Annotated in this window: 17 protein-coding genes; 7 read left to right on the top strand and 10 right to left on the bottom strand. The window is 72.3% G+C overall.

The window, feature by feature from the left end; all coding sequences use genetic code 11:
• Positions 1-8: 8 nt before the first annotated feature.
• The 6 genes from BM237_RS15770 to BM237_RS15795 form a co-directional block, all read right to left on the bottom strand.
• Complete coding sequence (locus tag BM237_RS15770) at positions 9-1,865, bottom strand: DUF4357 domain-containing protein (RefSeq protein WP_093850297.1); 1,857 nt, start codon at positions 1,863-1,865, stop codon at positions 9-11.
• Positions 1,866-2,014: 149 nt separating this feature from the next.
• A complete protein-coding gene (locus tag BM237_RS15775; protein WP_093850298.1) occupies positions 2,015-2,644 on the bottom strand; it encodes a TetR/AcrR family transcriptional regulator in 630 nt (209 codons plus the stop codon).
• Between the two features lie 60 nt (positions 2,645-2,704).
• Entirely contained in the window at positions 2,705-3,454 is a 750-nt protein-coding gene (locus BM237_RS15780) for an ABC transporter ATP-binding protein (RefSeq protein ID WP_093850299.1), read from the bottom strand.
• The gene (locus tag BM237_RS15785; protein ID WP_093850300.1) at positions 3,451-4,587 is read right to left on the bottom strand and encodes an ABC transporter permease; all 1,137 of its coding nucleotides are present in this window, start codon (positions 4,585-4,587) and stop codon (positions 3,451-3,453) included. Before BM237_RS15785 ends, BM237_RS15780 begins: the two co-directional genes overlap by 4 nt.
• Positions 4,588-4,839: 252 nt before the next feature.
• A complete protein-coding gene (gene tyrS, locus BM237_RS15790; RefSeq protein ID WP_093850301.1) occupies positions 4,840-6,108 on the bottom strand; it encodes a tyrosine--tRNA ligase in 1,269 nt (422 codons plus the stop codon).
• Between the two features lie 124 nt (positions 6,109-6,232).
• Positions 6,233-6,709, bottom strand: coding sequence for an ATP-binding protein (locus tag BM237_RS15795; RefSeq protein ID WP_093850302.1), 477 nt, complete (start codon positions 6,707-6,709; stop codon positions 6,233-6,235).
• Between the two features lie 521 nt (positions 6,710-7,230).
• On the opposite strand from BM237_RS15795, the gene BM237_RS15800 reads away from it, so the two are divergent.
• From BM237_RS15800 to BM237_RS15830, 7 genes are all read left to right on the top strand, one after another.
• The gene (locus BM237_RS15800; protein ID WP_093850303.1) at positions 7,231-7,497 is read left to right on the top strand and encodes a hypothetical protein; all 267 of its coding nucleotides are present in this window, start codon (positions 7,231-7,233) and stop codon (positions 7,495-7,497) included.
• Positions 7,466-7,999: a DUF6879 family protein gene (locus BM237_RS15805; protein WP_093850304.1), complete on the top strand. Its 534-nt coding sequence runs from the start codon at positions 7,466-7,468 to the stop codon at positions 7,997-7,999. Before BM237_RS15800 ends, BM237_RS15805 begins: the two co-directional genes overlap by 32 nt.
• Positions 8,000-8,014: 15 nt before the next feature.
• Positions 8,015-8,863: a helix-turn-helix domain-containing protein gene (locus tag BM237_RS15810; protein ID WP_093850305.1), complete on the top strand. Its 849-nt coding sequence runs from the start codon at positions 8,015-8,017 to the stop codon at positions 8,861-8,863.
• Between the two features lie 221 nt (positions 8,864-9,084).
• A complete protein-coding gene (locus BM237_RS15815; RefSeq protein WP_093850306.1) occupies positions 9,085-10,206 on the top strand; it encodes an adenosylhomocysteinase in 1,122 nt (373 codons plus the stop codon).
• Positions 10,203-10,754, top strand: coding sequence for an NUDIX hydrolase (locus BM237_RS15820; RefSeq protein WP_342746239.1), 552 nt, complete (start codon positions 10,203-10,205; stop codon positions 10,752-10,754). The genes BM237_RS15815 and BM237_RS15820 overlap by 4 nt, the downstream gene beginning before the upstream one ends.
• Before the next feature lie 354 nt (positions 10,755-11,108).
• The gene (locus tag BM237_RS15825; RefSeq protein WP_093850307.1) at positions 11,109-12,110 is read left to right on the top strand and encodes a helix-turn-helix domain-containing protein; all 1,002 of its coding nucleotides are present in this window, start codon (positions 11,109-11,111) and stop codon (positions 12,108-12,110) included.
• Positions 12,107-12,298, top strand: coding sequence for a DUF397 domain-containing protein (locus tag BM237_RS15830; protein WP_093850308.1), 192 nt, complete (start codon positions 12,107-12,109; stop codon positions 12,296-12,298). Before BM237_RS15825 ends, BM237_RS15830 begins: the two co-directional genes overlap by 4 nt.
• A gap of 58 nt (positions 12,299-12,356) precedes the next feature.
• Here BM237_RS15830 and BM237_RS15835 read toward each other — a convergent pair whose 3' ends face one another.
• The 4 genes from BM237_RS15835 to BM237_RS15850 all read right to left on the bottom strand — a co-directional run bounded on the left by BM237_RS15835 (position 12,357) and on the right by BM237_RS15850 (position 26,551).
• Positions 12,357-12,938 (bottom strand): hypothetical protein, encoded by a 582-nt coding sequence (locus tag BM237_RS15835; protein WP_245793654.1) that lies wholly within the window; start codon positions 12,936-12,938, stop codon positions 12,357-12,359.
• A 15-nt stretch (positions 12,939-12,953) separates the two neighbouring features.
• The gene (locus tag BM237_RS15840) at positions 12,954-17,081 is read right to left on the bottom strand and encodes an Eco57I restriction-modification methylase domain-containing protein (protein WP_093850309.1); all 4,128 of its coding nucleotides are present in this window, start codon (positions 17,079-17,081) and stop codon (positions 12,954-12,956) included.
• Positions 17,081-20,065: a DEAD/DEAH box helicase gene (locus BM237_RS15845; RefSeq protein ID WP_093850310.1), complete on the bottom strand. Its 2,985-nt coding sequence runs from the start codon at positions 20,063-20,065 to the stop codon at positions 17,081-17,083. Before BM237_RS15845 ends, BM237_RS15840 begins: the two co-directional genes overlap by 1 nt.
• 72 nt (positions 20,066-20,137) lie before the next feature.
• Positions 20,138-26,551 (bottom strand): protein kinase domain-containing protein, encoded by a 6,414-nt coding sequence (locus BM237_RS15850; protein WP_093850311.1) that lies wholly within the window; start codon positions 26,549-26,551, stop codon positions 20,138-20,140.
• Positions 26,552-26,596 lie beyond the last annotated feature (45 nt).

Below are 26,596 nucleotides of genomic sequence, written 5' to 3' on the forward strand. Positions count from 1 at the left end.
GTCCGCGGTCACGGGCGTTGCCCGCGCAGCGCGTCGAGGCCGTAGCGGGCGGCGACGTCGAGCCCCTCGCCGTAGTGGTGCTCCTCCAGCAGCGGCAGGATCTTGGTGCGCCAGGTCCGCTCCAGTCCACCGTCGCGGTACACCCCCGGCCTCATCAGGTACGAGGGCCCGATGGCGAAGTCGGGGTCGTCGATCAGGGAGTTGAGGGCGTCCAGCAGGCGGGCGGGCTCCGCGTCCCGGCCCTCGCGCTCCAGCCAGCGTGCGAGCAGACCGGCGGTCGGCTCGGTGCGCGGGGACAGCTCCACGAACGCGAAGCGGCGCCGCATGGCCGCGTCCACCAGCGCGATGGAGCGGTCGGCGGTGTTCATCGTGCCGATCACGAAGAGGTTGGGCGGCAGCGCGAAGTCGTCGCCGGAGTAGGTCAGCCGCACGGACCGGTCCCGGTACTCCAGGAGGAAGTACAGCTCGCCGAAGACCTTCGCGAGGTTGGCGCGGTTGATCTCGTCGATGATCAGGAAGTGCGGCACGTGCCGGTTCCCCTCGCGGGAGGCGAGGTCGGCCAGCTCCCGCAGCGGGCCCGCCGTCAGACGGAAGGCCACCTCCCGCGTCTCCGGGTCCGCCGCGGGCCGGAAGCCCTCGAAGAAGTCCTCGTAGGCGTAGGAGGGGTGGAACTGCACGATCTTGACCTGCTCCGGCCCGCCGCCGAAGTGCTCGGCCAGCCTCATCGCCAGATACGTCTTGCCCGTGCCCGGCGGTCCGTAGAAGACCAACTGCTTCTCGTCCAGCAGCAGTTCGCGCACCTCCTCCAGCCAGGACCGGTCGTGGACGAGGAGGTCCGCGGCCAGCTCCCCGGTGACCTGCGGCAGTGTCAGCTCCCGCTGCGCCGGCCGCTCGCCGCTGCCCCCGGCCGCCGACGGCTCCGCGCCCTCCACCTGCCCGGCGGACGCGCCTGGTGCGTCCAGCCCTTCCAGCCCTTCCCGTCCGTCCAGTCCGTCCAGCGCCTCCAGGACACCGGTCAGGTCGACCACGTCGTGCTGCACCGACAGCTTCTGCTGCACCTCCCCCGGCAGCTCCTCGTACGGGTGGCCGCCGGGCCGCCAGTCGACGGTGCGGCGCAGGTTGGACAGCCCGCCCGGTGATGCGGTCTGCACGGCCTCCCCGGTGATCCGCCCGGTGTACAGCCGGTCGTCGTCGAAGGTGGCGACCGTGTCGCCGACGCGCATCTGCGTCAGGAAGGCGTGCAACTCGTCGACCAGGCCCTGCTTCTGGTGGTACGAGGCCGCCCCCTCGTACCCCTCCTCGACGAAGCGGCGCAGCGCGCTCTTGGTCGGGTCGCTCTCCTCCAGCGGCGGCAGGTGCGCGCCGGAGAGCGAGACGATCCCCTCCGCCGGCCACAGCTTCCGCGCCAGGTTGTGTCCCGAGACGTTGGCGCCGCGCACCAGCCACGCCTTGCGCGGGGCGCGCCAGGCGGTGGACAGGTAGTCGGCCAGCGGATGGCCCTCGTCGGTGCGCCAGGACTCCGGGCCGGAGGCGTCGTAGCCGTAGACCAGGGCTGCGGCGGCCGAGGAGGAGTTGCACTCGATGTCCCGGGCCGTCACCCAGCGCGGCGGCGCCTGCGGCCGGCCGGGATCGGCGGGCGCGTCGACGAGCCCGCCGCTCGCGCGCAGTTCGGCGCGCAGACGGCGTGCGTGGTCGCCGAGCCCGGGGGACGCCCCGGCGGCCACCGCCGACTCCTTGAACAGGAGGAACCTGTTCGTGCCGTTGTTGCCGAACTCGGTGAGCAGGCAGCCTCGCGCCTCGCCGCCGCCCCTGGGGAGCCTGATGCGGAACTCGGGTGCGCCGGGGAGGCGTTCGGGCTGCGGCATGGGAGGACCCTCCGGGTAGAGCGGCACCTGCGTTAACGCCCCACACCTTACCTGTTGACATTGTCAATAGGTAAGGCGGTGTTGTGGGTGGATGCCCGGCGATCGGCGCCGCCCGCCCCTGCCCGGGGCCGGTGGTCCGGCCGGGCCGCTCAGGCCCGGTCGTCCTCGCGCCGGCCGCGTTCCGCGCCGTCGGCCGGGGGCAGGGCCGGGGAGAGGCAGCGGCGTACCAGGGCCAGGGTGCGGTCGGTCACGGAGTCCAGCGCCGCGCCGCGCTCCACGGCGGCCAGGGCCGTGTGCAGCATCCCGGCGATCAGGTCGGCGGTCAGTTCGGGGTCGGGGGCGCCGATCTCCCGGACGGCGGCGCGGAAGGGGGCGACCTGCTCCAGGTGGAGTTCCATCAGCCGCTCCTGGCAGGCGGGGGGCAGGCCGGCGCTCATCAGGGCGGCGGCCGGCCGGTGCGCGCCCTCGGCGCCCAGGCGCAGGCTCTCCCGGAAGAACGCCTCGACGCGTTCCACCGGGCCGCTCGCCGCGGCCATGGCGCCGGCCAGCGCCTCGTTCGACCGCCGGAAGGCCTCCTCGGTGACGGTCGCCAGCAGGGCCGCCGAGGAGTCGAAGTACTGGTAGACGCTGGAGCGGGCCAGGCCCGCCCGGGCGCCGACCGCCGCCGGGGTGACGGCGGAGGCGCCCTCGCTCACCAGGATGTCGATCGCCGCTCCCACCAGCGCCTCGCGCTGGTGGGCACGGTGTTCGGCGACGGTGGAGGCGTTGATCTTCGGCATGCGGTGCGGACTCCGGGGTGGCGGACGGGGCCGGGAGTGCGCACCGGTCCACGGCCCCGGTCAGGACAGGCGGCCGTCGACCATCTCGTACACCCGGTCGGCAGCGTCCATTATCGCCGTGTCGTGGGTGACCATGACCGTGGCCGTGCCGCGCTCGTGGGTCTGCTCGGCGAGCAGCCGTACCGCCTCGGCCGAACGCACCCGGTCCAGCGCGGAGGTGGGCTCGTCCACCAGCAGGACGGCGGGGGAGGTCATCAGCGCGCGGGCCAGGCCCGCGCGCTGGCGTTCGCCGCCGGAGAGCTGGTGCGGCCGGGAGCCGGCGCGGTGCGCGAGCCCGACCGCTTCGATGAGCTCGTCGGCCCGGGCCCGGGCGGCGGCGTCGAGCCGGCCGTCGATGTGCGCGGGCAGCAGGAGCTGTTCCCGGACGGTCAGCGAGGCCAGCAGGTTGGACTGCTGGAAGACGAAGCCGATGTGGCGCCGGCGGGCCGCGGTGCGCTCCTTGTCCGACAGGGCGGTCAGCTCGGTGCCGGCGACGCGGACGGTGCCCGAGGTGGGCCGCTGGAGGCCGCCGGCCACGGCCAGGAGGCTGGACTTGCCCGAGCCCGAGGGGCCGACGACGGCGGTGAACTCGCCGGGGGCGACGGCCAGTTCGACGTGGTCCAGGGCGGTCACGGCGGTGTCGCCGTCGCCCAGGGTGAGGGTGACATCGAGCAGTCGCAGCCCGCCGGAGTCGGCGGTCTCCGGTGCGTCCGCGGCGTCTGCGGCGTCCGGTGCGGCCCGGTGGCCGGCGGCGGTGGAGGGCGTGGTCATCGGGTGGCTCCCAGGGCGGTCAGGGGGTCGACGGCGGTGATGCGGCGGACGGCGACGGCGGCGCCCACGGTCCCCAGCCCGATGAGCAGGCCGGAGGAGGTGGCGATGGCCGGGGCGGACAGGGAGAACGGCGCCTTGCCGATCATCGCGCTCCCCAGCGCCAGGCCGACGGCGGTGCCGAGGGCCGTCGCGCCGACGAGTACGGCGACGACCTGGGCGAGCGCGTCGCGCAGGATGTACCCGGTGGGCGCGCCGAGCGCCTTCAGCAGCGCGATCTCGGCCTTGCGCTGCACGGTCCAGACGGTGAAGAACGCGCCGACGACGAGCGCGGAGATGGCGTACAGGAAGCCTTTGATCAGGGCCATGGTGCTCGATTCGGCCGTGTAGCCCGGGGAGGCGCCGAAGGTGGCCTCCTTGGTGTCGGCGCGGGTGCCGGTCGCCTTCTCCACGGCCGCCACGGCCGGGGTGCCGGCGCCGTCCTGAAGGGTCAGGGCGACGGCCGTGGCCTGCCCGCGCGCGGCCTCGGGCAGTTCGCCCGGCAGGCCGTAGTGCACATGGCGCCAGGTGTCGAGGTCGGCGTAGGCGACGCCGATGTGGCCGTAGGAGACGGTGTCGTCGACCAGGCCGACGACGGTCAGCGGGACCTCGCTCTTGTCGACGGTGAGGACGTCCCCGATCTCCACGCCCAGGTCGGCGATCTCCCGGGTGATGACGATGCCCGCGCCGTCCTCGCTGATGCGCTCGCCCTCGATGGGCTCGGGGGCGAGGGAGGAGTCCGGCTCCATGCCGAAGACGGCGAGGTTGACCTGCTCGCCCTTCTCGGCGCCCTCGGTCACCTGGGCGTTGACCAGTGTGTTCCCGAAGGGTTCGGCCCGCTCCACGCCCGGGGCCTTCGCCCAGGCCTGCCAGTCGGCCCGTTCCACGGTCGAGCGGGAGAACTGCTCGCCGGTGGCCTTCTCGTCGAAGGCCATGTGGGTCATGGGCAGCGCGCGCAGGCCGGATATGCCGGCGTCCGCGAGGCCGGAGGCCAGTCCGGACAGCAGGACGCCGAGTACGGCGATGAGCGCGACGACCGCGCCCATCAGGGCGAAGCGACCGCGGGCGAAGCGCAGGTCGCGCAGGGCGAGGAACACGGGATCTCCGGGCGAAGGGGGGAGTGGGTGAGGGCAGGGGAGGGCGCGGCGGCAGGACGCGAGCAGGGCGCATCCGCCGCTTTGCCGAATCTTGACGACGGCCGTGTCGGCATCGTACCCGACGATGCCGACACGTGTGTCGGCTCCCTGTGTCCGGCGCTCCGCGTGCCTCACCGCCGCCTCCGCCGGAGCCCGACACGGAAACGCGGCGGCCCGGGGCATCGCCCCGGGCCGCCGCGTTCGCGTGCCGTGTCAGGCTCCGGCGACCTCGACGGCCGCCAGGTTCTTCTTGCCGCGCCGCAGCACCAGCCAGCGCCCGTGCAGCAGCTGGTCGGCCGTGGCGACGGCGTCCTCGGCGGTCACCTTCACGTTGTTCACGTAGGCGCCGCCCTCCTTCACGGTGCGGCGGGCGGCCGACTTGCTCGCCACCAGGCCGACCTGCGCGAACAGATCGGTGATCTGGCCGAGTTCGCCCACCTTGGCGTGCGGAAGCTCGGAGACCGCGGCGGCCAGCGTCGCCTCGTCCAGCCCGGCGAGATCGCCCTGCCCGAACAGCGCCTTCGACGCGGCGACCACGGCCGCGCACTGGTCGGCGCCGTGCACCAGCGTGGTCAGCTCCTCGGCCAGGGCGCGCTGCGCGGCACGGGCCTGCGGCCGCTCCTCGGTCATCCGCTCCAGCTCCTCCAGCTCCTCGCGGGAGCGGAAGGAGAGGATGCGCATGTACCGCGAGATGTCCCGGTCGTCGGTGTTCAGCCAGAACTGGTAGAACGCGTACGGAGTGGTCATCTCCGGGTCCAGCCAGAGCGTGCCCGTCTCCGTCTTGCCGAACTTGGTGCCGTCCGCCTTCGTCATCAGCGGCGTCGCCAGCGCGTGCACCTCGGCGTGCGGCTCCAGGCGGTGGATCAGGTCCAGGCCGGCCGTGAGGTTGCCCCACTGGTCGCTGCCGCCGGTCTGGAGGGTGCAGCCGTACCGCCGGTACAGCTCCAGGAAGTCCATGGCCTGCAGCAGCTGGTAGCTGAACTCCGTGTAGGAGATGCCCTGGTCGGAGGCGAGGCGCTGGGCGACCGACTCCTTGGTGAGCATCTTGTTCACCCGGAAGTGCTTGCCGACGTCCCGCAGGAACCCGATCACGGACAGGCCCGAGATCCAGTCCATGTTGTTGACCATGACCGCCGCGTTGTCGCCCTCGAAGGAGAGGTACGGCTCGATCTGCGCGCGCAGCCGGGCCACCCACCCGGCGATGGTCTCGGAGTCGTTCAGGGTGCGCTCGGCGGTCGGCCGGGGATCGCCGATGTGGCCGGTCGCACCGCCCACGAGCGCCAGCGGCCGGTGCCCGGCCTGCTGGAGCCGCCGGACGGTGAGCACCTGCACCAGGTGCCCGACGTGCAGGCTGGGCGCGGTCGGGTCGAAGCCGCAATAGAACGTGACGGGGCCGTTCGCCAGAGCCTTGCGCAATGCGTCCTCGTCGGTGGACTGGGCGAGCAGCCCGCGCCACCTGAACTCGTCGACGATGGCCGTCACGGTCCTGTGTCTCCTTGGGTTGTGTTCCGGTCTGGCGGCCAGTGTAGTGCGCCGGCCGTTTCCCACCGTTTCCGCCTGTGGACGGCCGACCTGCCCGGCCCTCCGCCCGCCGCCGCGCCGGTCCTCACCCCCCGGCGGCCGGGGTGGTGAGGACCGCGCGGACGGTCTTGCCGCCGGGCGGGTGGGGGACGGTCTCCCAGTGGTCGGCGAGGGCGGTGACGAGGGTGAGGCCGTGCCCGCCGGTGCGGAGCGGCCCGGCCTCGGCGTCCGGCCCGTCATCCGGTCCGGCGTCCGGCGCGGAGACGCGCGGCTTGCACTCCCCGCGTGCGTCGGTCACCTCGACGAGCAGGCGGCCGGCCGCCCGGTCGTAGGTGAGCGACAGGCGGAAGCAGCGGCCGGGCACGTGCCCGTGGAGGACGGCGTTGGCGGCCAGCTCCGCGACGACGAGTTCGGCGCGCTCGGCGAGGCCCTGCGGCACCTCCCAGGAGAGCATCTCGGTCACGGTCAGGAGCCGGGCCAGACGGGCCCCGCGCCGCGTGGACGACAGCAGTTGTGTGAAGGCGGCGAGGGCCGGTCCGGCCTGCGGTGTCGCTCGGTTCATGCGGGCCAGGGTGGGGGTCGCGCGGGGGCGCGAACGAGTGCGCGGCCGTGTACGCGGAGTCCGTGTACGGGCACTTCGGGTGGACGGTACGGAAGTGCTCCGTCACGCCGGCCGGCGACCGCGAGCCTTTTCGGCGGCCGTCGCGGTCCGGGCCCGGAACACGGCGTCCCTGGTCATCGTTGCCGGGGCCCGGCCGACTCTCGTCCGTGGCACTGACGCCCGCGACACCGCGCAGTTGGTGCACGAGTCCGTACCGCGCGGCTGTTTTCGTGGCCTGTTCGAGGACAAGCAGCCCATCATCCCGGCAAGCTGCATCGGAGAGGGGATGTGGCCACGCGCGGTGTCAGGGGCGCGTGTTGCGCCGGTGATCCGCGCCCCCGTGCCCCGGCGGCCTTCCGGCCTGGGAGCCGGTGGGTTCGAGCCAACGTCGCGCTGGGCCTGTGACGCCCCTTGACGGCTCTCATCCCCTTCGGGAGCGTCGCACGCAAGAATGCGCAACCGACTTGGCCCGGGAGGACGCTGTGGATCTACAGTTCATCGGGATCGATCCGAATACCGGGGGCGAGGGGTCACCGACGGTGTGGGTGGAGGAGGAGACGGCCGACCTGGTCCTCCAGGGCGTCAGGGCCGAGGAAGCGCTGGAGGCGCTGATCGGAGGCACTCAGTGGGTCACCGGTCACTCGGTGGGAATCCCCGCCCATGAGACGGTGATCCGCGTCCCCGCCCGCATGGTGCCGATTCTGAGGGAGGCGTGTGATGTCGCGGAGCGGCGTGCCGAGCTTCGCTGAGCTGCTGTCCGGTACGTGCCGCAGCGCGGTGCACCTGGAGATGCGCGATGCGTACGGCGTCGGTGACGAGGTCGAGGAGTTCGAGCATTTCAAGCGCACCGGCCACGTCGACCTGGACCCGACGGCGCGGTGGTGGCCCCAGTGGCTGGGCCTGGTGCGGGAGGCCGTCGGCCGTGGTGTGGTGATGCGCCGGGCCCGGATCGTCTCCGAGCCCGTGACGGACTACATCCGGTGGGAGCACGCCGCCACCCCGCTGAACATCGGGGCGGGTGAGCTGGTGCGCTGGCTGCCCCGCCGGCGGGCCGTGGACATCGCCCTGCCCGGAGCCGACTTCTGGCTGTTCGACGACCGCCTGGTGCAGTTCAACATCTTCACGGGAGACGGGGACTGGGCGGTTCCGCCCAAGGAGTTCAGTGAGGATCCCGCCGTGGTCAAGCTCTGCTCCGACGCTTTCGAGGCCGTGTGGGAGCGTGCCGTCGACCACGAGAAGTACACCGTCTGAGCATTACGCGCACCGATGCCCGCTTCCCCCTCCTCCAGTGCCCAGGCGGCCCGCGAGGCGCTTGCCGTCCGCCTGACGCACCTCCGCAAGGACGCCGGCCTCACCGGGAAGGAACTGTCCGCCCGGTGCGGCTGGCACCCCGCGAAGACCACCCGCATCCAGAAGGGCGAGGTCCAGCCCACCGACGTGGACATCCGCGCCTGGTGCGCCGCCTGCGACGCCGTCGACCAGGCCGAGGACCTGATCGCCACGGCCCGCACCGTCGACTCGATGTACGTCGAGTGGCGCAGGAGCCACCGGACCGGCATGCGCAGGACCCAGGAGGACTTCTACGATCTCTACGCGCAGACCGGCGTCACCCGCGCCTACGTCTCCAACGTCGTGCCCGGTTTCTTCCAGACCCCCGCCTACGCCACGGCCCTGATGCAGGCCATCACCGACTTCCAGGGCACTCCCGACGACGTCTCCGAGGCCGTCGCGGCCCGCGTCGCCCGGAGCCGGTTCCTGTACGAGGGCGGGCACCGGTTCGTCGTGCTCATGGAGGAGTCCGTCCTGCGCTACCGCGTCGGCGACACCGAGACGATGGCCGGACAGCTGAGGCATCTGCTGACCGTGATGCCGCTTCCTTCCGTCTCCTTGGGCGTCATACCTTTCGGCGCACGCCGGACCATGTGGCCGCTGGAGGCGTTCTACCTCCATGACGGCACACGCAGTGTCGTGGAAACCCTCACAGCCGAGATCAACGTGGTGCGGCCCAGCGAACTCGCCGACTACCGCAAGGCGTTCGGGGAGCTGATGAAGATGGCCGTCCACGGCGGCGCCGCTCGCGCCCTGGTCAACGCGGCGATCGGCTCGCTCGGGTGACATTCCGCAATTCCCCGCAATTTCTTTGAGGTGCAACTCACTTTCTCCGTACGGTCGTTGAAGTCGCCGGGCGGAGACCGGGCTCCCTTCGGCAGCAGTGAAGGAGGATCCCGCCCGTACACCTCGCCCGCAGCCGGCCGGCCGCTACCTGGACGCCCGTACCCGTTGAACCCGGTTCTTCCCGCACGGCCCTGGACGGATAAGGATGAGAGGGAACCGCCATGGAGACCTTCGAACGCGCCCGGCTGGACGCCTACTTCGCCCGGATCGCCGCCCGGTTCGCGCCGGGCGAGCAGACCGCATCGTTCCTGATCACCCATCTGCTGGCCGAGCGTCCCTCGTTCGTCCGCGCCGTCGCCGCGATGACCCGGCTGGCAGCGGTGCTGCCCAAGCCGAAGTCCGTCCACGTGGCCGCGAAACGCGAGGTCGAGCAGACGGTCCCGGTCGACACCCTCACCCGCGACCTGTTCACGGACCAGGGCACCGCCCTGGACTACTTGGAGTCCCGGGCCGCGGGCGAGACGGTCTGCCTGCTGGACGTCGGCGGCTACTTCGCACCGAGCCTCACAGAGGTCCACAGCCGCTTCACCGGCCGTCTCGCCGGGGTGATCGAGGACACCGAGAACGGGCACCGCCGCTACGAGGACCTCGACAAAACCCCCTGCCCCGTCATCTCCGTGGCCCGCTCACCACTGAAGGACCCCGAGGACTTCCTCGTCGGCCAGTCCGTGGTCTTCTCCACCGAGGCCGTCATGCGGGACCGGGGCGATATTCTCCACGGCCGCCCGGCACTGGTGATCGGCTTCGGCAAGCTCGGCAGCTCGATCGCCAGGCTTCTGCACGCCAAGGGCGTCCAGGTCACCGTCTTCGACATCGACCCGGTCCGCCGCACCCAGGCACTGTCCCAGGGGTTCACCGTCGCCCGCGACCGTGAGGCCGCCCTGACCGGGGCCGGCCTGGTGCTCTGCGCGACCGGCGCCGTCTCCCTGCGCGGTGAGGACTTCTCCCACCTGCGAAACGGCGCCTACGTCGCCACCGTCACCTCCAGCGAGGACGAGCTCGACCTCGCCGGACTCCCCGACGTCTACACCCGCACCCAGGTCGGCGACCACGTCACCCGCTACCAGACAACGGGCCACTACTTCTATCTGGCGAACGGCGGCAACGCCGTCAACTTCATCCATGGCGCCAGCGTCGGGCCGTTCATCTTCCTGGTCCAGGCCGAGATCCTCGCCGCGATCAGGATGCTCACCCGCGGCGACCTCACTCCCGGAATCCACGAGGTCCCCGCATCCGACCGCGAAGCCATCGCGGCGACCTGGCTCTCCTACTTCAACAGGTGATCACCTTGGCCATCACGGCAGAGCACATCCGCACCACCATCGCCGCCTACCTCGAAGAACACCCCGGGGACAAGCGCGAACTCGGCGCCGTCCTCGATCTGATCGACGGCGGCGGCGACCTCACCAGCCGCAAGACCCTGCCCGGTCATGCCACGGCCGGCGCGATCCTCGTCGGCCCCGACGGCCGTGTCCTGCACGTCCTCCACAACGCGACCGGGAAGTGGCTTCTGCCCGGCGGCCACCTCGAGCCCTCGGACGAGACGCTCCTGCAGGCCGCCGGCCGCGAACTCACCGAGGAGACCGGCATCCCGCCCCACGTCGTCACCCCGCACGGCGAGATTCCGCTCCACATCGATGTCCACCCCATCGACGCCAACCCCGCCAAGGGCGAGCCCGCCCACCGGCACTTCGACTTCCGCTTCCTCTTCCGCACCACGGCCGGAATCGGCGAACTGCAGACAGAAGAGGTCAGTGCAGCCGCCTGGCGCGAGGTGGAGAACCTCCACGACGAACGCCTCAGGCATCGCATTGCCCAAGCCCTCCGCTGAGCCACAACCGGCTGCCCCGCAACCGGGTTCCTCACCGCGAGCGGGCAGCCGCCCACCAGCCCGGGCGAGAACGTGTCCGGCGCCGCTCATGGCGCTGCGGCGGTTCCGCCGTGGACGCACCTCGTCATCGGCGGGGGAGCGGTCCGGGATGCGGTGTTGCCGGGGGCGTGCGGGGCGAGGTGGGGGCGCGTGGGGGGCGTGAACGAGTGCGGGACCGCGTACGCGGGGTGAGCGTACGAGCACTTCGGTGGACGGCGCGGGAGGCATTCCGTCACGCTGAGTGTTGGCCGCGAGCGCTTTCGGTAGCCGTCGCGGTCCAGGCACTCAGCACGGAGCAAGCGGAGAGGGCGGCGGATGGACAACGTCGACAGGGCCGGGGTCGGGGTCGAGGTCGGGTTCGAAGTCGAGGGCGAAGTCGGAGCCGGGGACGAGGCCGACGACGAGACCGGAGCCGGGACCGGGGCCGGGACCGGCGACGGGGACGAGGCCGGGCGGGAGGCCGCGGGCGACGAGGAGCGCTCGGGCCCGGAGCGGGAGTGGGACCGGGAACCGCACCCCTCGGACAGCATGCGCACCTTCGGTGCGGTCGTCCAGGCGCTGCGCGAGCACGCGGGCCTCAGCCGCGCCGAACTCGGCACCTGGGTGCGGTACTCCAAGCACACGGTGGCCTCGGTGGAGCTGGGACGCCGGATGCCCGACCGGGCGTTCGTGGAACGCGCGGAACTCGCCCTCGGCAACACCGGCGCCCTGCGCAAGGCCGCCCGCCACCTCACGCGGGGTGAGATTGGGCTCGCCGCCTGGTTTCGCCAGTGGGCGAGGCTGGAGCGGAAGGCGGTGAGCCTGTCGACCTACGAGTGCCGGCTGGTGCCGGGCTTGTTGCAGTCGGAGGCGTACGCGCGGGCGGTGTTCGAGGGCACCATCCCGCTGCGCACCGACGAGGAGCTGGAGGACCAACTCGCCGCCCGGATGGACCGGCAGCGGATGATGCGGGAGCGGCCGACCGTCCCGTTCAGCTTCATCGTCGAGGAGCACGTGTTCCGGCGGCGGTTCGGTGACGCGGAGATGATGCGCGAGCTGCTGGACCACGTCCTCGAACTCACCGCCCCACGCAACGTGACGTTCCAGGTCGTGCCGCTGGAGGCGGGGCTGCACGCATGCCTGGACGGACCGACTCGCATCCTGGAGACTCCGGAGGGACGGTGGCTCGGGTACTCCGAGGGGCAGCAGAACGGACGGCTGATCTCGGACCGAAAAGAGATGCGGCTGCTCTGCCAGCGCTATGAAACACTGCGCTCGCAGGCCCTGAGCCCCGACGAATCCCGGGCCCTGCTGGAGCGACTGCGAGGAGAGCTGTGAACAGCGGTACGACGGAACTCGACTGGTTCAAGTCCAGCTACAGCGGCAGCCAGGGCGACGACTGCGTGGAGGTCGCGGTCGCCGAACAGGCCGTCCACGTACGCGACTCCAAGGACCTGGCCCGCCCCGCCTTCAAGGTCGGCCGCGAGGGCTGGACCCGGTTCGTGCGCTTCGCGTCGGAGCGCTGAACGACTTCGGGGTGTGCCGTCCGCCGCGCCAGCATCCGGCGCGGCGGACGGCACACCTTCACTGCGTGGCTTCGTCCGTAGAGCCGTAGCCGAGGGCCGTGCGGTTGATGTAGCGGTTGCCAAGGTCGCGAACGGGCGCGGGCTTCGGAACCTGTGCGGCCTTCGTCGTGACCTTTTTCGCAGTGGTCTTCGCGGCCGACTTCTTGCCACCCGCACGTGCGGTGGGCTTCGGCTGCGGCTTCTTGCCGTTCCTCGCGGCCGGCGTGTCACGCGCTGCGTACTTCTTGCGGAGCTGCGAGAGCTGTTCGCGTTCCTGAGTGACCAGGTTGGCGGGAAGGGCGTTGACGAGGGCCCGCGCTCGGCTGAGCGCGTAACGTGCCTGCGGCCAGCGCTTCTTGTTGATCGCCGTGCGGGCCACCTCGATGGTCTGCTGCAAGGCTTTGATCTTCGCGGGCTGCCGACGGGGCATGGGGGACTCGGCTCCGCTGCTGCGCCGCTGGGACGCGGCGCGGGCACCCCAGTCCGCACCCGAGGTCAGGACGACGGTTGAGCGCGGGTTGCTGGTCTGGCTTCTGCGTACCACGTGGTGCTGTTCCTTGCGTGAGGTCAGCCGCTCCTGGGTGGCCGCAGGCGTGACCACCCAGGAATCGGCAGATCAACCGTGCCGGGGTCCCTGGCCGGGCGGCGGAGTGAGGGTGGAGCGGTACGTGCCGGACTCGCCCTCGGTGAGCGGGTTCTCCAGCGTCAGGCCGGCGGCGGCCATCCGGTCGTACTCGGCGAGGATCAGCCGCTTGGTGCGGTACTCGCCGTGCGCCTTGATGTCGTTGTCGCGCGTGACGTTGAAAGTGTCGAGGATGTACTCGGAATCGTCGCGATTGATCCCGTACAGGTGGAAGAAGAGTGCGTCCAACTCGGCACGGATTACGGCGCGACGGTCCTCGTCCCAGCGGAACGGCGCTCCTGTGTCGCTGAGGTCCTGGGCGAAGGGGCGCATGTCGTTTGCAGTGTAGGTGAGTTCGAGGAGGCGTGAGCGGATGAAGGGGGAGTGCGATTCAGCGACGGAGGGGGGCAAGAAGGGGAGTTGTGCAAGTTGGAAAAAGTTCAGATTTGTTCCGCCCAGCTTCTGTCGAAGAATATAGTCCAGTGCGATGCTGATCGAATTTGCGTAGAAGGTGAATGGCGGCGCAGTGGGGTGACTTGGGATCATGATGTTCCCGGAGTCGCCGAGGCCTCCCTTCGGGAATGCGAAGGAGATCAGGGTTCGCTCATCTGAGGCTCGACAAATCTTACGGAATCCAATAACCCATTCACGGGACCAGCCTTTTTCGGTCAGGCGCGAGGAAACGCCGGGATCTTTTTGCTCTCTGCCCTGCTTGTCGACTTTTCTGTTAGGTGTGTCCTGATCGGGAACCCAGTAGCGAGGCAGTGGAGCGGTGTACGGGTCCTGATGCTGGTCGGAGGTAAGGCGCGGCAACGTGCCCACTGCGAGCTGCTTTTCCGTGGCGCCCTCATACGTGGAGAATCGGTGGTCGTAGTGGTGGAGCATCTTCGCCTCGTAGAGTGGCAGCAGGTGCTCCTCGCCGCGCACCAGCACGTTGCCGTCCAGCTCCCAGCCTTCTTTCAGGAGGTCGTCGAAGGTTTCCCCGTTCTGGGCGTCGGGGCGGAAGAGGTGGGAGTCGTTGGACATATGGAACATGGTCATGAAGGAGATGCCCCATGGGTTTCCTGCCTCCTCCTTGGCCTCTTCGACCAGTACCGGGACACGGCGATAGATGCCCAGGGTGATCTCGGCGTCGCGGCGACTACGGAAGACAGGGCACGTTCCGGTGTTCGGGTTGAGGAGCTGGATGTCGCGGCCGGTCAGGGTGTAGGCGCGCTCGGCGATCTCTGCCACATGGCGGACCCGGAAAGCGATGGAGATCGGGGAGTCGGGTGAACCAGATCCCGCCATGCAGAACAAGGCGAAGTTCACGCGGTGGTCAACGCCGGGGAAGATTTTCTCCTCGTTCTCGAAACCGTAGAGCGCGACCAAGTTCCCCTTCGTGACCAGATCCTTGAAGAAGAACTGTGTCGTCGCGTCCGTGGCGATCCCGGTCGGAACGATCACGCCGGTTCGGCCACCCGGACCCGTGAGCGCACGGTCTGTCTCCGCGAAGACCGCATACGTATTGATGTCACCACGCCCCGTCAGCGGGAAGCGGTTGCTCATGCGCAGGAAGTGGCTCTCGCCCTCCGCGCGGCGCTTGGCGGCGCCGAACTCGGCGAACAGGCGCGTCCCGTCCGGGTCGTTGGCCAGTGCGGCGATGAGCTTCTTACGGGCTGCCGCGTTCTTGGCCTCGGCGATGCGCGGGTCGCGCTGGGCGAAGAACTCCTGCTCCTGGAGCTTGACCCGCTCCCACGGCGGGTTGCCCACGACCGCGTCGAAACCGCCGGCCCAGCCGGTCTCCGGCTGGACGCCGGCGCCCGACTCGGGGACGGCGAAGACCTCGGGGAACTCCAGGTGCCAGTGGAAGAAGCGGTACTGGTCGCGCAGGCGCAGGATCTCGGCGTGCGTGGAGTCCGGCACGGCCGACTGGTCGCGGCCGCGCAGGGCGCGGAACACCTGGTCGGTCGGGGCCTCGGGGGCGCCCTCGCGCTTGGGCCAGACGAAGGCCGCGCACCAGGCGTCGGCGGCGTGCAGGTCCTGCACGTACGACGTGGACTCCACGTACGCCCGGTAGGCGTTCTCCTGGGCCCGGACCTGCTCCAGCTTGTCGGCCGGGGCGGTGACGATGCGGGTCAGTTCGGCGGCGTAGCGGTCGTTGCCGGGCAGCGTCTCCGTGTCGAAGGTCAGCTCGTCCTGCCCGGAGCGCTGGGCCCGGTTGCGCTTGACGAGGGCCGCCGCGTACTTCTTCTCGTCGCCCTCGATGGGCTTGAACGCGTCGTCCGGGACGCCGTCCGCCAGCAGCTTCGGCGTCGAGCCGATCAGGCCGTTGCCGTGCTTGACGTGGGCGTCGAGGAACCCGAGCGCCTTGCCCGGCTCCAGGGCCTCCAGCCACAGCGAGACCTTGGCAAGCTCGACGGCCATCGGGTTGAGGTCCACGCCGTAGATGCAGCGGGCGACGACCTCGTGCAGGGCGTGGCGCACGGCGTCGACCGTCGGCTCCGGGTTGCGCTCGCGCACCGAGGCCACGCGCTTGGCGATGCGGCGGGCGGAGGCGACCAGGAAGTGCCCCGACCCGCAGGCGGGGTCGCAGACGGTCAGGGAGAGCAGTTCACCGACGATGTCCTCGGCCGGGTCGGGGCGGCCGGCCTCGGCGGCGCGCCGCTCGCCGCGCTTGACGGCGTCGTCTATGACCGGATCCAGCGTCGTGTCCAGCAGGCATTCGATGAGCGAGGACGGGGTGTAGTAACTGCCGGTCGTCTTGCGGCTGTTGCCCGCGACCTCGATCAGTTCGAAGGTGCGGTCCGCAGCGGAGTGCTTGGGCTCCAGCTCCAGCAGCGACTCGTAGACCGAGCCCAGCTCCTCGGCGTCCAGGTGGCGGTAGTCGACCGCGCGCCAGCGGCGCGCGCCGGGGTCGCGGACCTGGGCGAGGTGGCGGACGGCGGCGAGCAGCGACTCGTTGGACAGCTTCAGTCCGTCCAGCGGCGCGTCGGCCTCGGTGCGGGAGAACAGCCCGCCCAGGCCGGGCAGGCCCAGCTCGGGACGGCCGCCTTCCGTGCCGAGGGCGTCCAGGACGATGCGCAGCGCCTCGTACTGGTCGCCGTGGGCCGTGCCCTGGCGGCGGCGGGCGCGCTCGCGCAGCCGGGCGGAGGAGAAGTACCGCTCGTACGCAGCCCGCTGCCGCTCACCGGCGGCCGGGTCGAGCAGGGCGTCGCGGTCCTCGGCGACGAAGACGAACAGCAGGCGGTAGACCAGGCGCAGCAGGGCGTCCCGCAGCGCCTTCGGGTCGGTGTCCTCGCGCAGCCCGGTGTTCTCCGGGTGGCGCAGGAAGCCGGTGCCCAGCACCGTCAGCGCGTTCTGCACGCCCAGGCGGAGCTGGTCCAGTGCGCGGGCGCCGGAGGTGACGGCCTCGGTGCGCCACTTCTCCAGCCAGCACCCGGAGGGCGCGGCGCCCTCGGGGACCTCGAAGCGGGAGGCGTGCAGCACGCAGTACAGCAGCACGAACTCGCTGAACAGCTCGCCGTCGAAGATCGCCTCCAGGTCGAAGTCGACGTAGGCGGCGGTGGCGAAGGACGAGGAGTCGCGCAGCAGGCGCAGGCGGCGGCCGTTGGTGAGGACGGCCCACAGGTGGGCCTCGGTGCGGTTGAGGCAGTCCTGGAGCATCGACTGCGCCGGGACCTGCCCGGCCGCCGGGCGCTTGTCCAGCTCCTGGTTCCAGGGGATGAGGTGGACCAGGGCCGGGCCGTGGCGGTGGGAGACGGGGAAGCGCTTGTCGGGGTCGGAGTCGGCGGCGACGCCCGCCGCGCCGATCTCGGTGAGCGCGCCGAAGTCCAGCTTGCGGAAGAGCTGGGAGAGCCAGTCGGAGCCGGCCCGGCCGGTGGGGTCGGCGGCGGGCGTGCCCGTGGCCGGGTCGGAGGGCAGGGCGGCGCGCAGTTCGCGCCACAGCGGCTTGAGGTACTCCCAGGCGCGCTCGGCCTCGTCGCGCACGGGGACGGAGGAGGGCAGGCCGTAGTCGGCGGACCTGGTGCCCGGCAGGTTCCGCGCCTCGGCGATGCGCAGCAGCATGTCGGCGGGGAGCAGTCCGCCGACCGTGGTGACGGCGGTGAAGGCCAGGGCGGTGCGGGTGGCGGCGGCGGACATCAGGCTTCGGCTCCGGAGGCGGTAGAGGCGGCGGGTGCGGAGGCAGCGGGGGCGGCGGGCGGCAGGTAGACGTACACGCCCAGCACGTCGGCGGGCTCCTGGGGCACGACCTTCAGGCCGCGCACGATCTCCTCGTTGGCCTTGCGCACGCGGCGGTGGGAGGCGTCGAGTTCGGCGGCCAGGCGCCTGCCGTACTCGGCCAGGTGGCCGGCCAGCTCCGGCAGGGCGTCCAGGTCGCGGGTGATCTGGTTGCGGGCCCGCTGCTCGTGGGTGTTGGCGGTGGCGCGGGCGTCCAGCAGGGCGGTGGCCGCCTCGTCCTCCAGCCAGCGGGCGCGCTGCGGCAGGCCCTCGTACGCCAGCAGGCGGGCGTCCTCGGCCACCAGCTGCCGCTCGCCGTTGCGGGAGGGCAGGGTGAGGTGGAAGCGGTAGCGCACCAGCAGCAGCGTGGTGCGGGTGGCGACCGCGTCGGTGGTGACCACGCCGCAGCGGCGGGCCGGGCGGGGGCCGGGGGCGTTGGTGTCCAGGGCGGAGTCCAGGACGTAGGAGGCGATGGCGCCGATCGCCGGGTCGGTGCGCACCAGGGCGGCCTCGCCGCGGGCGATCGCGGGGGAGGAGCGGAAGGGGATCTCGCGGTCCTCCTCCACCAGCCGGCCGCCCAGCGTCGCGGCGAGCGCGTCGCGCAGGCCCGCCGGGGTGCCGCCGACCTGGGCGGTGAAGTCGCCGCCGTCGCGCCCGGCGGATGTCGCGGCGCGCACCAGCGCGTCCAGGTCGCGCAGCGCCTCCAGGGCGAACTCGCGGACCTCCCCGGCCCCGCCGAGCGCGGCCCGTACGGCGGCGACCTCGCGGGCCACCTCCTCGGGGTGGATGGCGCGCTGGGCGTACTTGGAGCGGGAGGTCCTCTCCCGTTCGGCGGCCGAGTTCCACTCGCGCTCGACGCGCTCGAAGGACTCCTGGTGGCCGTCCATCTCGAACAGGCTCTCCTGACTGCCCTGCCGCCCGTGCAGCAGCAGCCACTCCACCACGGCGTCGGTGACGCCGGAGGCGGTCTCGTCGGGCACGGAGACGGAGATGCCCAGGTCCTTCTTGATCTGCCGGTGCTTGGCGAACAGCACCTCCAGCACCTTGCCGTCGATGCCGTTGTCCTCGCCGTACATGGTGATGACGCGGACCTGGTCGCGGCGCTGGCCGTAGCGGTCGACGCGGCCCTCGCGCTGGTCGTGGCGGGTGGGGTTCCAGGCCAGGTCGTAGTGGACGACGGCGTCGAAGTGGTGCTGGAGGTTGACGCCCTCGGACAGGCAGTCGGTGGCGATCAGCACCCGGCGTACGGCCGGGTCGTCGCCGGAGCGCGCGGTCTCGGCCGCCTCGGCGGCGAGCTGCTCGATGCGCTCGATGCGCTGCTGCGGGGAGAGGGTGCCGGTGACGGCGGCGATCCGCGTCTTCTTCCCCAGCTTGCCCTCCAGCTGCTCGGCCAGGTACTCGGCGGTGGGGATGTAGCGGCAGAAGACGATGGGGTGGTAGCCCTCGGCGAGCAGGCCCTTCAGATGCCGGGTGAGCGCCTTGAGCTTGGCGTCCTCGGCGGGGCCGGTCAACTGCCCGGCACGCTCGGCCAGTTCCAGCAGGCGGGCGCCGGCGTCCTCGGACTCGGCCGCGCCGGGGGCCACGTCCATGCCCTCCAGGCGGTCCATCTCGGCGGAGTCGGCGGCGACCGGGGCGCCCAGCACATCCGCCTCGTGTGCGGTGCGCGCGGCGGCGGACTCCGAGCGGGTCTTGAGCGTCTGCGCGGCGGCGGCCGGGGAGGAGACCATCGAACGCAGCAGCGCGATCACCGACCACCAGGCGATACGGGCCTCCCGGCGGCCCTGCTCCCCGGCCCGCTCGACGCGGTCGCGGGCGTAGGCGATGGCGTCGTCCAGCAGCGCCCGGTAGGCGGGGGTGAGCCGGTAGGGCTCGTCCTTGGTCCAGCGGTCGGAGGGGAAGGCGGTGCGCTCGGCCAGGGAGTCGTCGGCCAGGCCGTCCTCGCGGGTGAGGTAGCTGCGCACGTCCGCGCGCTTGCGGGCCACGAAGTGCTCGGCCAGCCTCGCCCGCCCGGCCGCCGTCTCCAGGTCCAGCGTCGCCAGTTCGGGGCGCACCAGGCCCAGCAGGTTGCGGAAGGCGGACTCCTTGCCCGAGTGCGGGGTGGCCGTCAGCAGCAGCAGATGGCGGTCGGCGTCGGCCGAGACCCTGCGCAGCAGCTCGTAGCGGAGCTGGCCGGCGGCGGACGCGCCGCCCCGCGCGGCGTCGTCGGCGGCCACGCAGGTGTGCGCCTCGTCCACGATCACCAGGTCGGGGCAGTGGCGGACGAAGTCCTCGCGGTGGCGGGTGGACTTGATGAAATCCGTGGAGATGATCGTGAACGGATGCCGGTCGAACAGCGACTGGCCCAGCTCCAGACCGCGCTCCAGCCGCGAGACCGTGGAGGCCAGCACCAGCTCGGCGTCGATGCCGAACTTCTCCCGCAGCTCGCCCTGCCACTGCTCGGCCAGCGCCGGGGAGCACAGCACCGCCAGCCCGGACGCCTCGCCCTGCGCCAGCAGCTCCCTGGCGATCAGACCCGCCTCGACCGTCTTGCCGATGCCGACGTCGTCGGAGATCAGCAGCCGCACGGTGCGCTGCCGCAGCGCCATCAGCAGCGGCACCAGCTGGTAGGCGCGCGGCTCCACCGCGATCGACGCCAGCGAGCGGAACGGACCCGCGCCCGACCGGAAGCCGATGCGCAGCGCCGTGCGCAGCAGACCGGCGGCGCGCTGGTCGCCCAGATCGTCCGGGCTCGGCGCGGCGAACTCGGCCGGGCGCACCTCCTCGAAGGAGGGGAAGACGGCCGCGACGTCGTCCTCGCTCCCGCCCAGCGGGCGCAGCACCAGCATGTCGGGGGCGCTCTCGGGCAGCACCACCCACTCGCGGCCGCGGGCGGCGACCAGCGAACCGGCCGTGTACGTGAGGCTCATGGGGTCTCTCGGTTTCTGGGAGTCGACATGTCGGGAAGTCGGGGTGCGGGGCGGGTGGTTCGGGGCGGGCGGTCAGCGCAGGCGGAGGTAGGAGGCGTGGTCGTCGACGACGGCGTCCCAGTCGGCGTCCGTGTCCGCGGGGAAGCGCACCACCTCCCAGCCGGCCTCCACCAGGCGGTCCTCGGCGTCGGCGTCGCGGGTGGGGTCGGCCGGGTGGCCGGGGAGGTCGACGAACACGGCCAGGTGGACGTCCTCCACGTGGAAGACCAGGTCCGGGCGCGCGTCCGCCGTGCCGACGAAGGCGCCGGCCTCGTCCGGCAGGCGGTAGCCCTTGGCGCGCAGCCAGCCCAGCAGGTCGCCCCGGGTGACCAGGTCCGCCAGGTCCGCCTCCGCCGGGGTGGGGGAGGAGGGGGCGGTGCTCGCGGGGACGGGGGCGGGGGCGGCTCCGGCGGCCGGGGCGAGGCGGCGGAACCGCTCGCTGCGAGACTCGCCCCGGTCCTCCCGCTCGGTGCGGGCCCGGGCCAGCCGCAGCAGCAGCGGGCGGGCGGAGTGCCGGCTCAGCCTGCGGTGGTGCGTCTGGTTGCCGTAGGTCAGCAGGCAGGCGTAGCAGCCGCGGGCGCACTCCTCGCCGTCGGCCGGGCCGCCCAGGTCCTCGCCGGTGTCCGGGTCGAAGTGGCAGATCTCCAGCGCCGTGCGGGCGGCCTTCGCCAGCGCGCCCCTCTCGTGCTGGATACGGCGCAGCACACCCGCGCCGCCCTCGGCGGCCTCGGTGAACAGCATGCGGCGGCGCGGGCCGTCGTCCGGCGGCAGCAGCTCCGCCGTCAGCTCCGAGTCCTCCAGCTCGAACGCCGCCTCGACACCCCGCTCCAGCGCGTACAGCACCGACAGGGCCACCGGCTCGGGCTGCGGCTCGTCCAGGGTGACCACCAGGATGTTGCGGCGGTCCTCCACATACGGCAGCACCCGCTTCTTGCGGCGCTTCTCGTTGCCCTCCTCGTCGACCACCGGCATGCCGGTGCCCTCGATGGCGTCGGCGGCGGCCCGGTCGTTGAGCCAGCGGCCGTCGCCCAGGTCCAGCCAGTAGCCGTCCGGCTCGCCCTCCTTGTCGCGCACCCGGCCGAGGTTGGTGATGCGCACGGTCGCCGAGTCGCCGTAGTCCACATCGAGGACGGGCGCGCCGTCGGCGTCGGTGACGTGCGAGGTGAGACGGCCCTTGCGGACGCCGTGGTCCTGGAAGGCGTAGGAGGTCTCCAGGCGGAAACCGGCCCGGCGGCGCTCCTCCTCGTCCGAGGAGATCCGCTCGCGGGGGGTGGTGTAGACGGTGTGCAGGTGCAGCAGGCCGGTGCGCTTGCCCCGCAGCGGCTCGCCGCACATCGCGCACAGGTCGGAGCCGGCCCGCACGTCGTGGTGGTAGCCGCAGCCGTCGCAGCGCCGCGCCTCGGCGGTGGCCGGATCGCCCGAGGCGTCCGGCGGGAGCTGGACGCGGGTGACCTGGTAGCGGGCGCCCTCGTGGTAGATGAGCGCGCCGGGGCCGAACTCGCGGATCGCCAGGAAGCGCGGGCGCTGGAGGTAGTCCCCGTCGGCGTTGCGGCGGTTGCCCGAACGCGGGATGTAGGCGGCCAGCGGCAGCCGGGGGAAGCTGTAGCCGGGCAGGAAGCCCTCGGAGGCCAGATAGCGGTAGGGGTTGAAGTCGCTCATCACCGACTTGCTGTCCACCGAGCGGTTCAGCAGCAGGTTCGTCTGCGTCTCGGCCTCCCGGCGGCGGCTGCGCGCCCGGCTCTGCTCGCCGGGGGAGAGGGTGTGGTCGACCACGCGCCGGTTCTGCTCGTACTGGTCGATCACGGCCGCGCGGAACAGGTCCCGCCAGCGGTCGAAGGAGGCGTCGAACCGCTCGGGCGCCCGCTCGATACGGTCCTCGATCCACTCGTCGTACCACCAGGTGGTGGCCTCGAAGTCGGCGATCAGCGGGGCCAGTACGGTGCGGGCGGTGGCGACCGCGCGGCACCGGGCGTCCTCGTCCAGGGACAGGTCGCGCACATGGGGGTGCAGCGGCAGAGGCATGTGGGGGTCGGGGCGGTCGCCGCCGTCGGGGTCGTAGGCGACGTCCACGACGTCCGGGATCGCGGTGCCCAGCTTCATGCCCGTCTCCGCCAGCCAGATGCCCTGCAGATGGGAGCGGACCAGGTCCTCGTTGGCCAGGTCCAGGCGCGGCGGGGCCACCTGCCCGGCCACCATGTCCTGGGAGCGGCGGAAGTAGTACTGGTCGTGGCTGTTGCCCGTGGCGCAGTAGGTGGTCACCAGCGCCGGCTGGCCGCTGCGGCCGGCCCGGCCCGAGCGCTGCGCGTAGTTCGCCGGGGTCGGCGGCACGTTGCGCATCATCACCGCGTTGAGCGAGGAGATGTCCACGCCCAGCTCCATCGTCGGCGAGCAGTACAGCAGCGGCAGTTCGGCCTCGCGGAACCGCCGCTCGCGCTCCAGCCGGTCCTCCGGGGCCACCTGCGCGGTGTGCTCCCGCGCGTACAGTCCGGCCAGCTCGGCCGCCGCACTGCGGTACAGATCGCGGAAGAACGGGTTCACCCGCGGGCCCTCGCCGCTGCTGTAGGTGCGCGCCAGCGGATCGACCGCGCCCCGCTCACCGCTCCCGGCCCGCCAGATGAGCGCCGAGGCCGACACCCGGTAGCCGGTGCGCCGCTCCGCCGCCCGGCGGCGGCGGGCCGGGCCGGAGTACTCGGGGGCCGCCTCCACCTCGCGCACCAGGTCCGCCTCCCGCAGCACCTTCAGCAGGTCCTCGATGACGCATTGGACGTCGCCCAGGGGGAGGTCCCGCAGCTCGGGCATGTTCCGCCGCAGATACCGGCCGAACTTGCCGCGCGCCGACAGGAACAGCGCCGAGCGCTCCATGCCCGGCCGCGAGGCGTACGGGTAGGCGGTGCCGACGGCCGGGCGGTCGCTGTCGCCCAGCACCCACGGCCCGGTCAGGCGCTCCTCGCTGGCCCGCTGCAAGGCGTCGAAGTCGTCGCGGAAGTACTGCACGTCGATGGCGAGGGCGCGGCGCATGAAGTCCAGCAGGGTGCGGGCGACCTCCTCGCGCAGCGCCGGGTCGGCGCCGCGCAGCACCGCGTGGGACGACTGCCAGCGCTCGGGACGGGCGGCGATCCAGGCCAGGTCCTCGTAGTCGATGCGCAGCAGGCCCGTCTGCTCCAGGTTCGGCATGGTGATGCGCCAGCCGCGCTCCAGGTCGCGGTAGAGGCGGTAGCCGACGACGTCTCGGAAGACCTTCGCCGCCCGGCGCTCCATGGACGGCGGCAGATCCGTGCCGGAGGCGTACTCGCCCGGCGCCAGGCCCATCACCTCGGTGACGGCCTCGGCCAGACCGTCGTGGCGCAGGCCCTCCTCGCCCGCGCGCACCGCGGCCCGGTACAGGGCGCCGCGCAACTGGGTCACCTGGGCGAAGTCGTTGAAGTGCCCGGCCTGCAGCGAGGCGTCCTGCCGGTTGTCGACGAAGGTCAGCAGCTTGCGCGCCTCCCTGCCCAGGCTCTCCCGCGGCACCGCGCGCAGGGACTTGACGATCGACGCCGAGATCAGCGAGGTCGCCGAGGAACGGCCCTCCTGGGCCAGGGTGGCCAGCTTGGCGAAGTCCTGACCGCGGGTCTGCTCGTAGGAGACCTGGCAGTGCACGCAGAACAGGAACGGCGCCGGGACGAACGCCGCCACCAGGCCCCCGCCCGTGCCCTCCCCCGTGCCCCCGCCCGCGCCGTCGCCGGACTCGGCGCCGTGGGCGTCCACCACGACGCGCTTGGGCACCCGGGGCCGGTAGGACTTCTTCACCACCATCACGCCCTGCGCGTCCGGCTCCAGCCACGACTCCGGCAGCCGCCGGTCGTCCACGGCCTTCTGCGGATCGGCCGGCCACTCGTAGTCCTGGCCGGGCATGCCCACGTACAGGTAGCCCTCGCCGGCGCGGCCGCCGGAGGCGGAGGTGTCCCGGCGCGGCTCGTACCGGAAGGAGCCGCCCTCCTCGGTGCGCCACACCGTCAGGTACTCCTGGCCGCACTCGCGGCAGAACGACAGCGGGAACAGCGGCTTGCCGCCGCTGCCCGGCTGCTCCAGCTGGTAGGTGCGGGTCAGCGGCCGGGTGAGCGGATCGTCCAGCGTGGTGTAGACGGTGTCGCCCTTGGAGAGGAACTGGTGCAGCCGGAACGCGAACAGCGGCCGCTCCGTCACCGGGTGCTTGGCCTGCGCGCCCGCCTCCAGCGTCGTGCGGATCGCCTCGCGCACGCTCTCCCCGTCCACCCCGGAGGAGGCGGCCAGCTCGGCCGCCGCCTGCTCGATCCTGCCCGGGGCGCGGCGGCGCAGCCGCCCCGTGCCCTCCTCGGGCTCCAGGCCGAAGCGCGACTCCACCCAGCGGGCCAGCGGGTCCTTCGTCAGCGCCTCGTAGGAGCGGGGCGCGGCCGGCACCCGCAGCCGCTCGGCCGGCACGGTCTCGGGAGCCTCGCCGGTGGCCCGCACCAGCGTCTCGCCGATGACCCGCTCCGGCAGCACCACCGTGCCGAACAGCCGCCCGGCGACCCTCGCCACCTCGCGCCGCTGCTCCTCCCAGGAGCCTTCGGTCGACATGGTCGCGGAGGTGCCGACGCACTGCAGCGACGCCGAGGCCCGGCAGGCCTCGCGCACCCGGCGGATCAGGAACGCCACGTCCGCGCCCTGCCGGCCCCGGTAGGTGTGCAGCTCGTCGAAGACGAGGAACTGGAGCCCCTCGGCCATGCGGATCAGGCTGGAGCGGTCGTCCGGCCGGGTCAGCATCAGCTCCAGCATCACGTAGTTGGTCAGCAGGATGTCCGGGGGGTCGCGGCGCAGCTCGCGGCGGTCCTCCTCGGACTCCTGGCCGGTGTAGCGGGCGAAGGTGACCGGCTCGCGGCCCTTGCCGAAACCGTGGCGCAGGTACTTCTCCAGCTCCCCGAGCTGGGAGTTGGCCAGCGCGTTCATCGGGTAGACCACGATCGCGCGCACCCGGCCGCCCGCTTTGGGCCCCGCCGCCTCGCGCTCCTTCAGCACCCGGTGCACGATCGGGACGATGTACGCCAGCGACTTGCCCGAACCGGTGCCGGTGGTCAGCACGTAGGAGTCGCCCGCGGCCGCGGCCTCGATCGCCTCGCGCTGGTGGAGGTGGAAGGTCAGGGGGCGGCCGTCCGGGCGGGGCGAGCCCTCCTTCTTGCCGGCCTGGAAGATCTCCGCGCACTTCGGGTGCAGCACCCCGTCGCGCACCAGGTCGGTGACCTGGCCGCCGTCGGCGAAGAACGGGTTCAGCGACAGCCACGGGTCGGGCCACTGCGACTTCCTCGCCAGATCCTCCTCGACGAAGTTCTCGATCCGGGCGTCCCGGATCACCGTCGCGCTCCTGGTGAAGCTCGCGTACTCGCCGATCAGATCGGAGTGGATACCGAAGACGTCCATCGTCTCGGGCAGCCGCGGCCGCCTGCGCGGCACGGGCGCCGGCGCGGCCGGAGCGGGCTCGGGCAGCAGGGCGCGCAGCCTTGCGACCGGATCCATCGCCCGCCAGTGCGGGGCGGGCAGGCCGGCCGTGGGATCCGGGGCGAGCGCGAGCGGGAGCAGCGTCTCCCGGACCGCGTCGGCGTTCTCCGGCCGCAGTTCGGCGTTCTTCTCCAGCAGGCGGTCCACCAGCCGGACCAGCCCGGCCGGCAGGTCCGGGCGCACCAGGGCCAGCTGCGGCGGCAGCTCGTGCAGATGCTGCCGGGAGAGCTCGAAGGCGGTCCGGGCGGAGAACGGCGGCCGGCCGATCAGCAGCTCGTACAGGATGCAGCCCAGCGCGTACAGGTCGGCCGGGGCCGAGACGCGCTCGGCGCGGAACTGCTCGGGCGCCATGTAGCGGGCCGTGCCGACGCTGACGCCCGTGCTGGTCAGCCGCGTCTGGTCGGGGTCGTCGACGATCGATCCCATGCCGAAGTCGAGGATCTTGACGGTGCCGTCGCCGGTCAGCATCACATTGGCCGGCTTCAGATCGCGGTGGACGACCCCGGCGGTGTGCGCGGCGGTCAGCCCGGCGGCGATCTGCGCCCCGATCGCGGCGGCCCAGGAGACCGGCAGCTGGGGTTCCTCGTCGATCAGGTCCGCCAGCGGATGGCCGTCCAGCAGCTCCATCGCCAGATAGGGCAGACCGCTGCCGCCCGGCTCCCCGTCCACGCCGCCGTCGACGCCGCCGTCGATCAGCAGGGTGAGGTTGGGGTGGCCCTGGGAGAGCATGCGCATGATGCGCACCTCGCGGCGGAAGCGGTCGATCTCCTTGCCGGAGCCGGAGGTGTCGACCGCGATCCCGGTCCGGCCGCGCAGCACCGTCTTGACCGCGACCTCGCGGTGCGGGGAGTCCGGGGCGGCGTCGAGATCCTCGGCCCGGCGCACCTCGCCCATGTTCCCGCGCCCCACGGCCCCCGTGATCCGGAACCGCCCGCCGACCGTCTCAAGGCCCACTGGCCCTCCCCGCCTCACCCGTCGCACACACTGGGTCGCACCCCG

The organism is Streptomyces mangrovi (assembly GCF_900114215.1).
GTDB classification, from domain to species: Bacteria; Actinomycetota; Actinomycetes; order Streptomycetales; family Streptomycetaceae; genus Streptomyces; species Streptomyces barkulensis.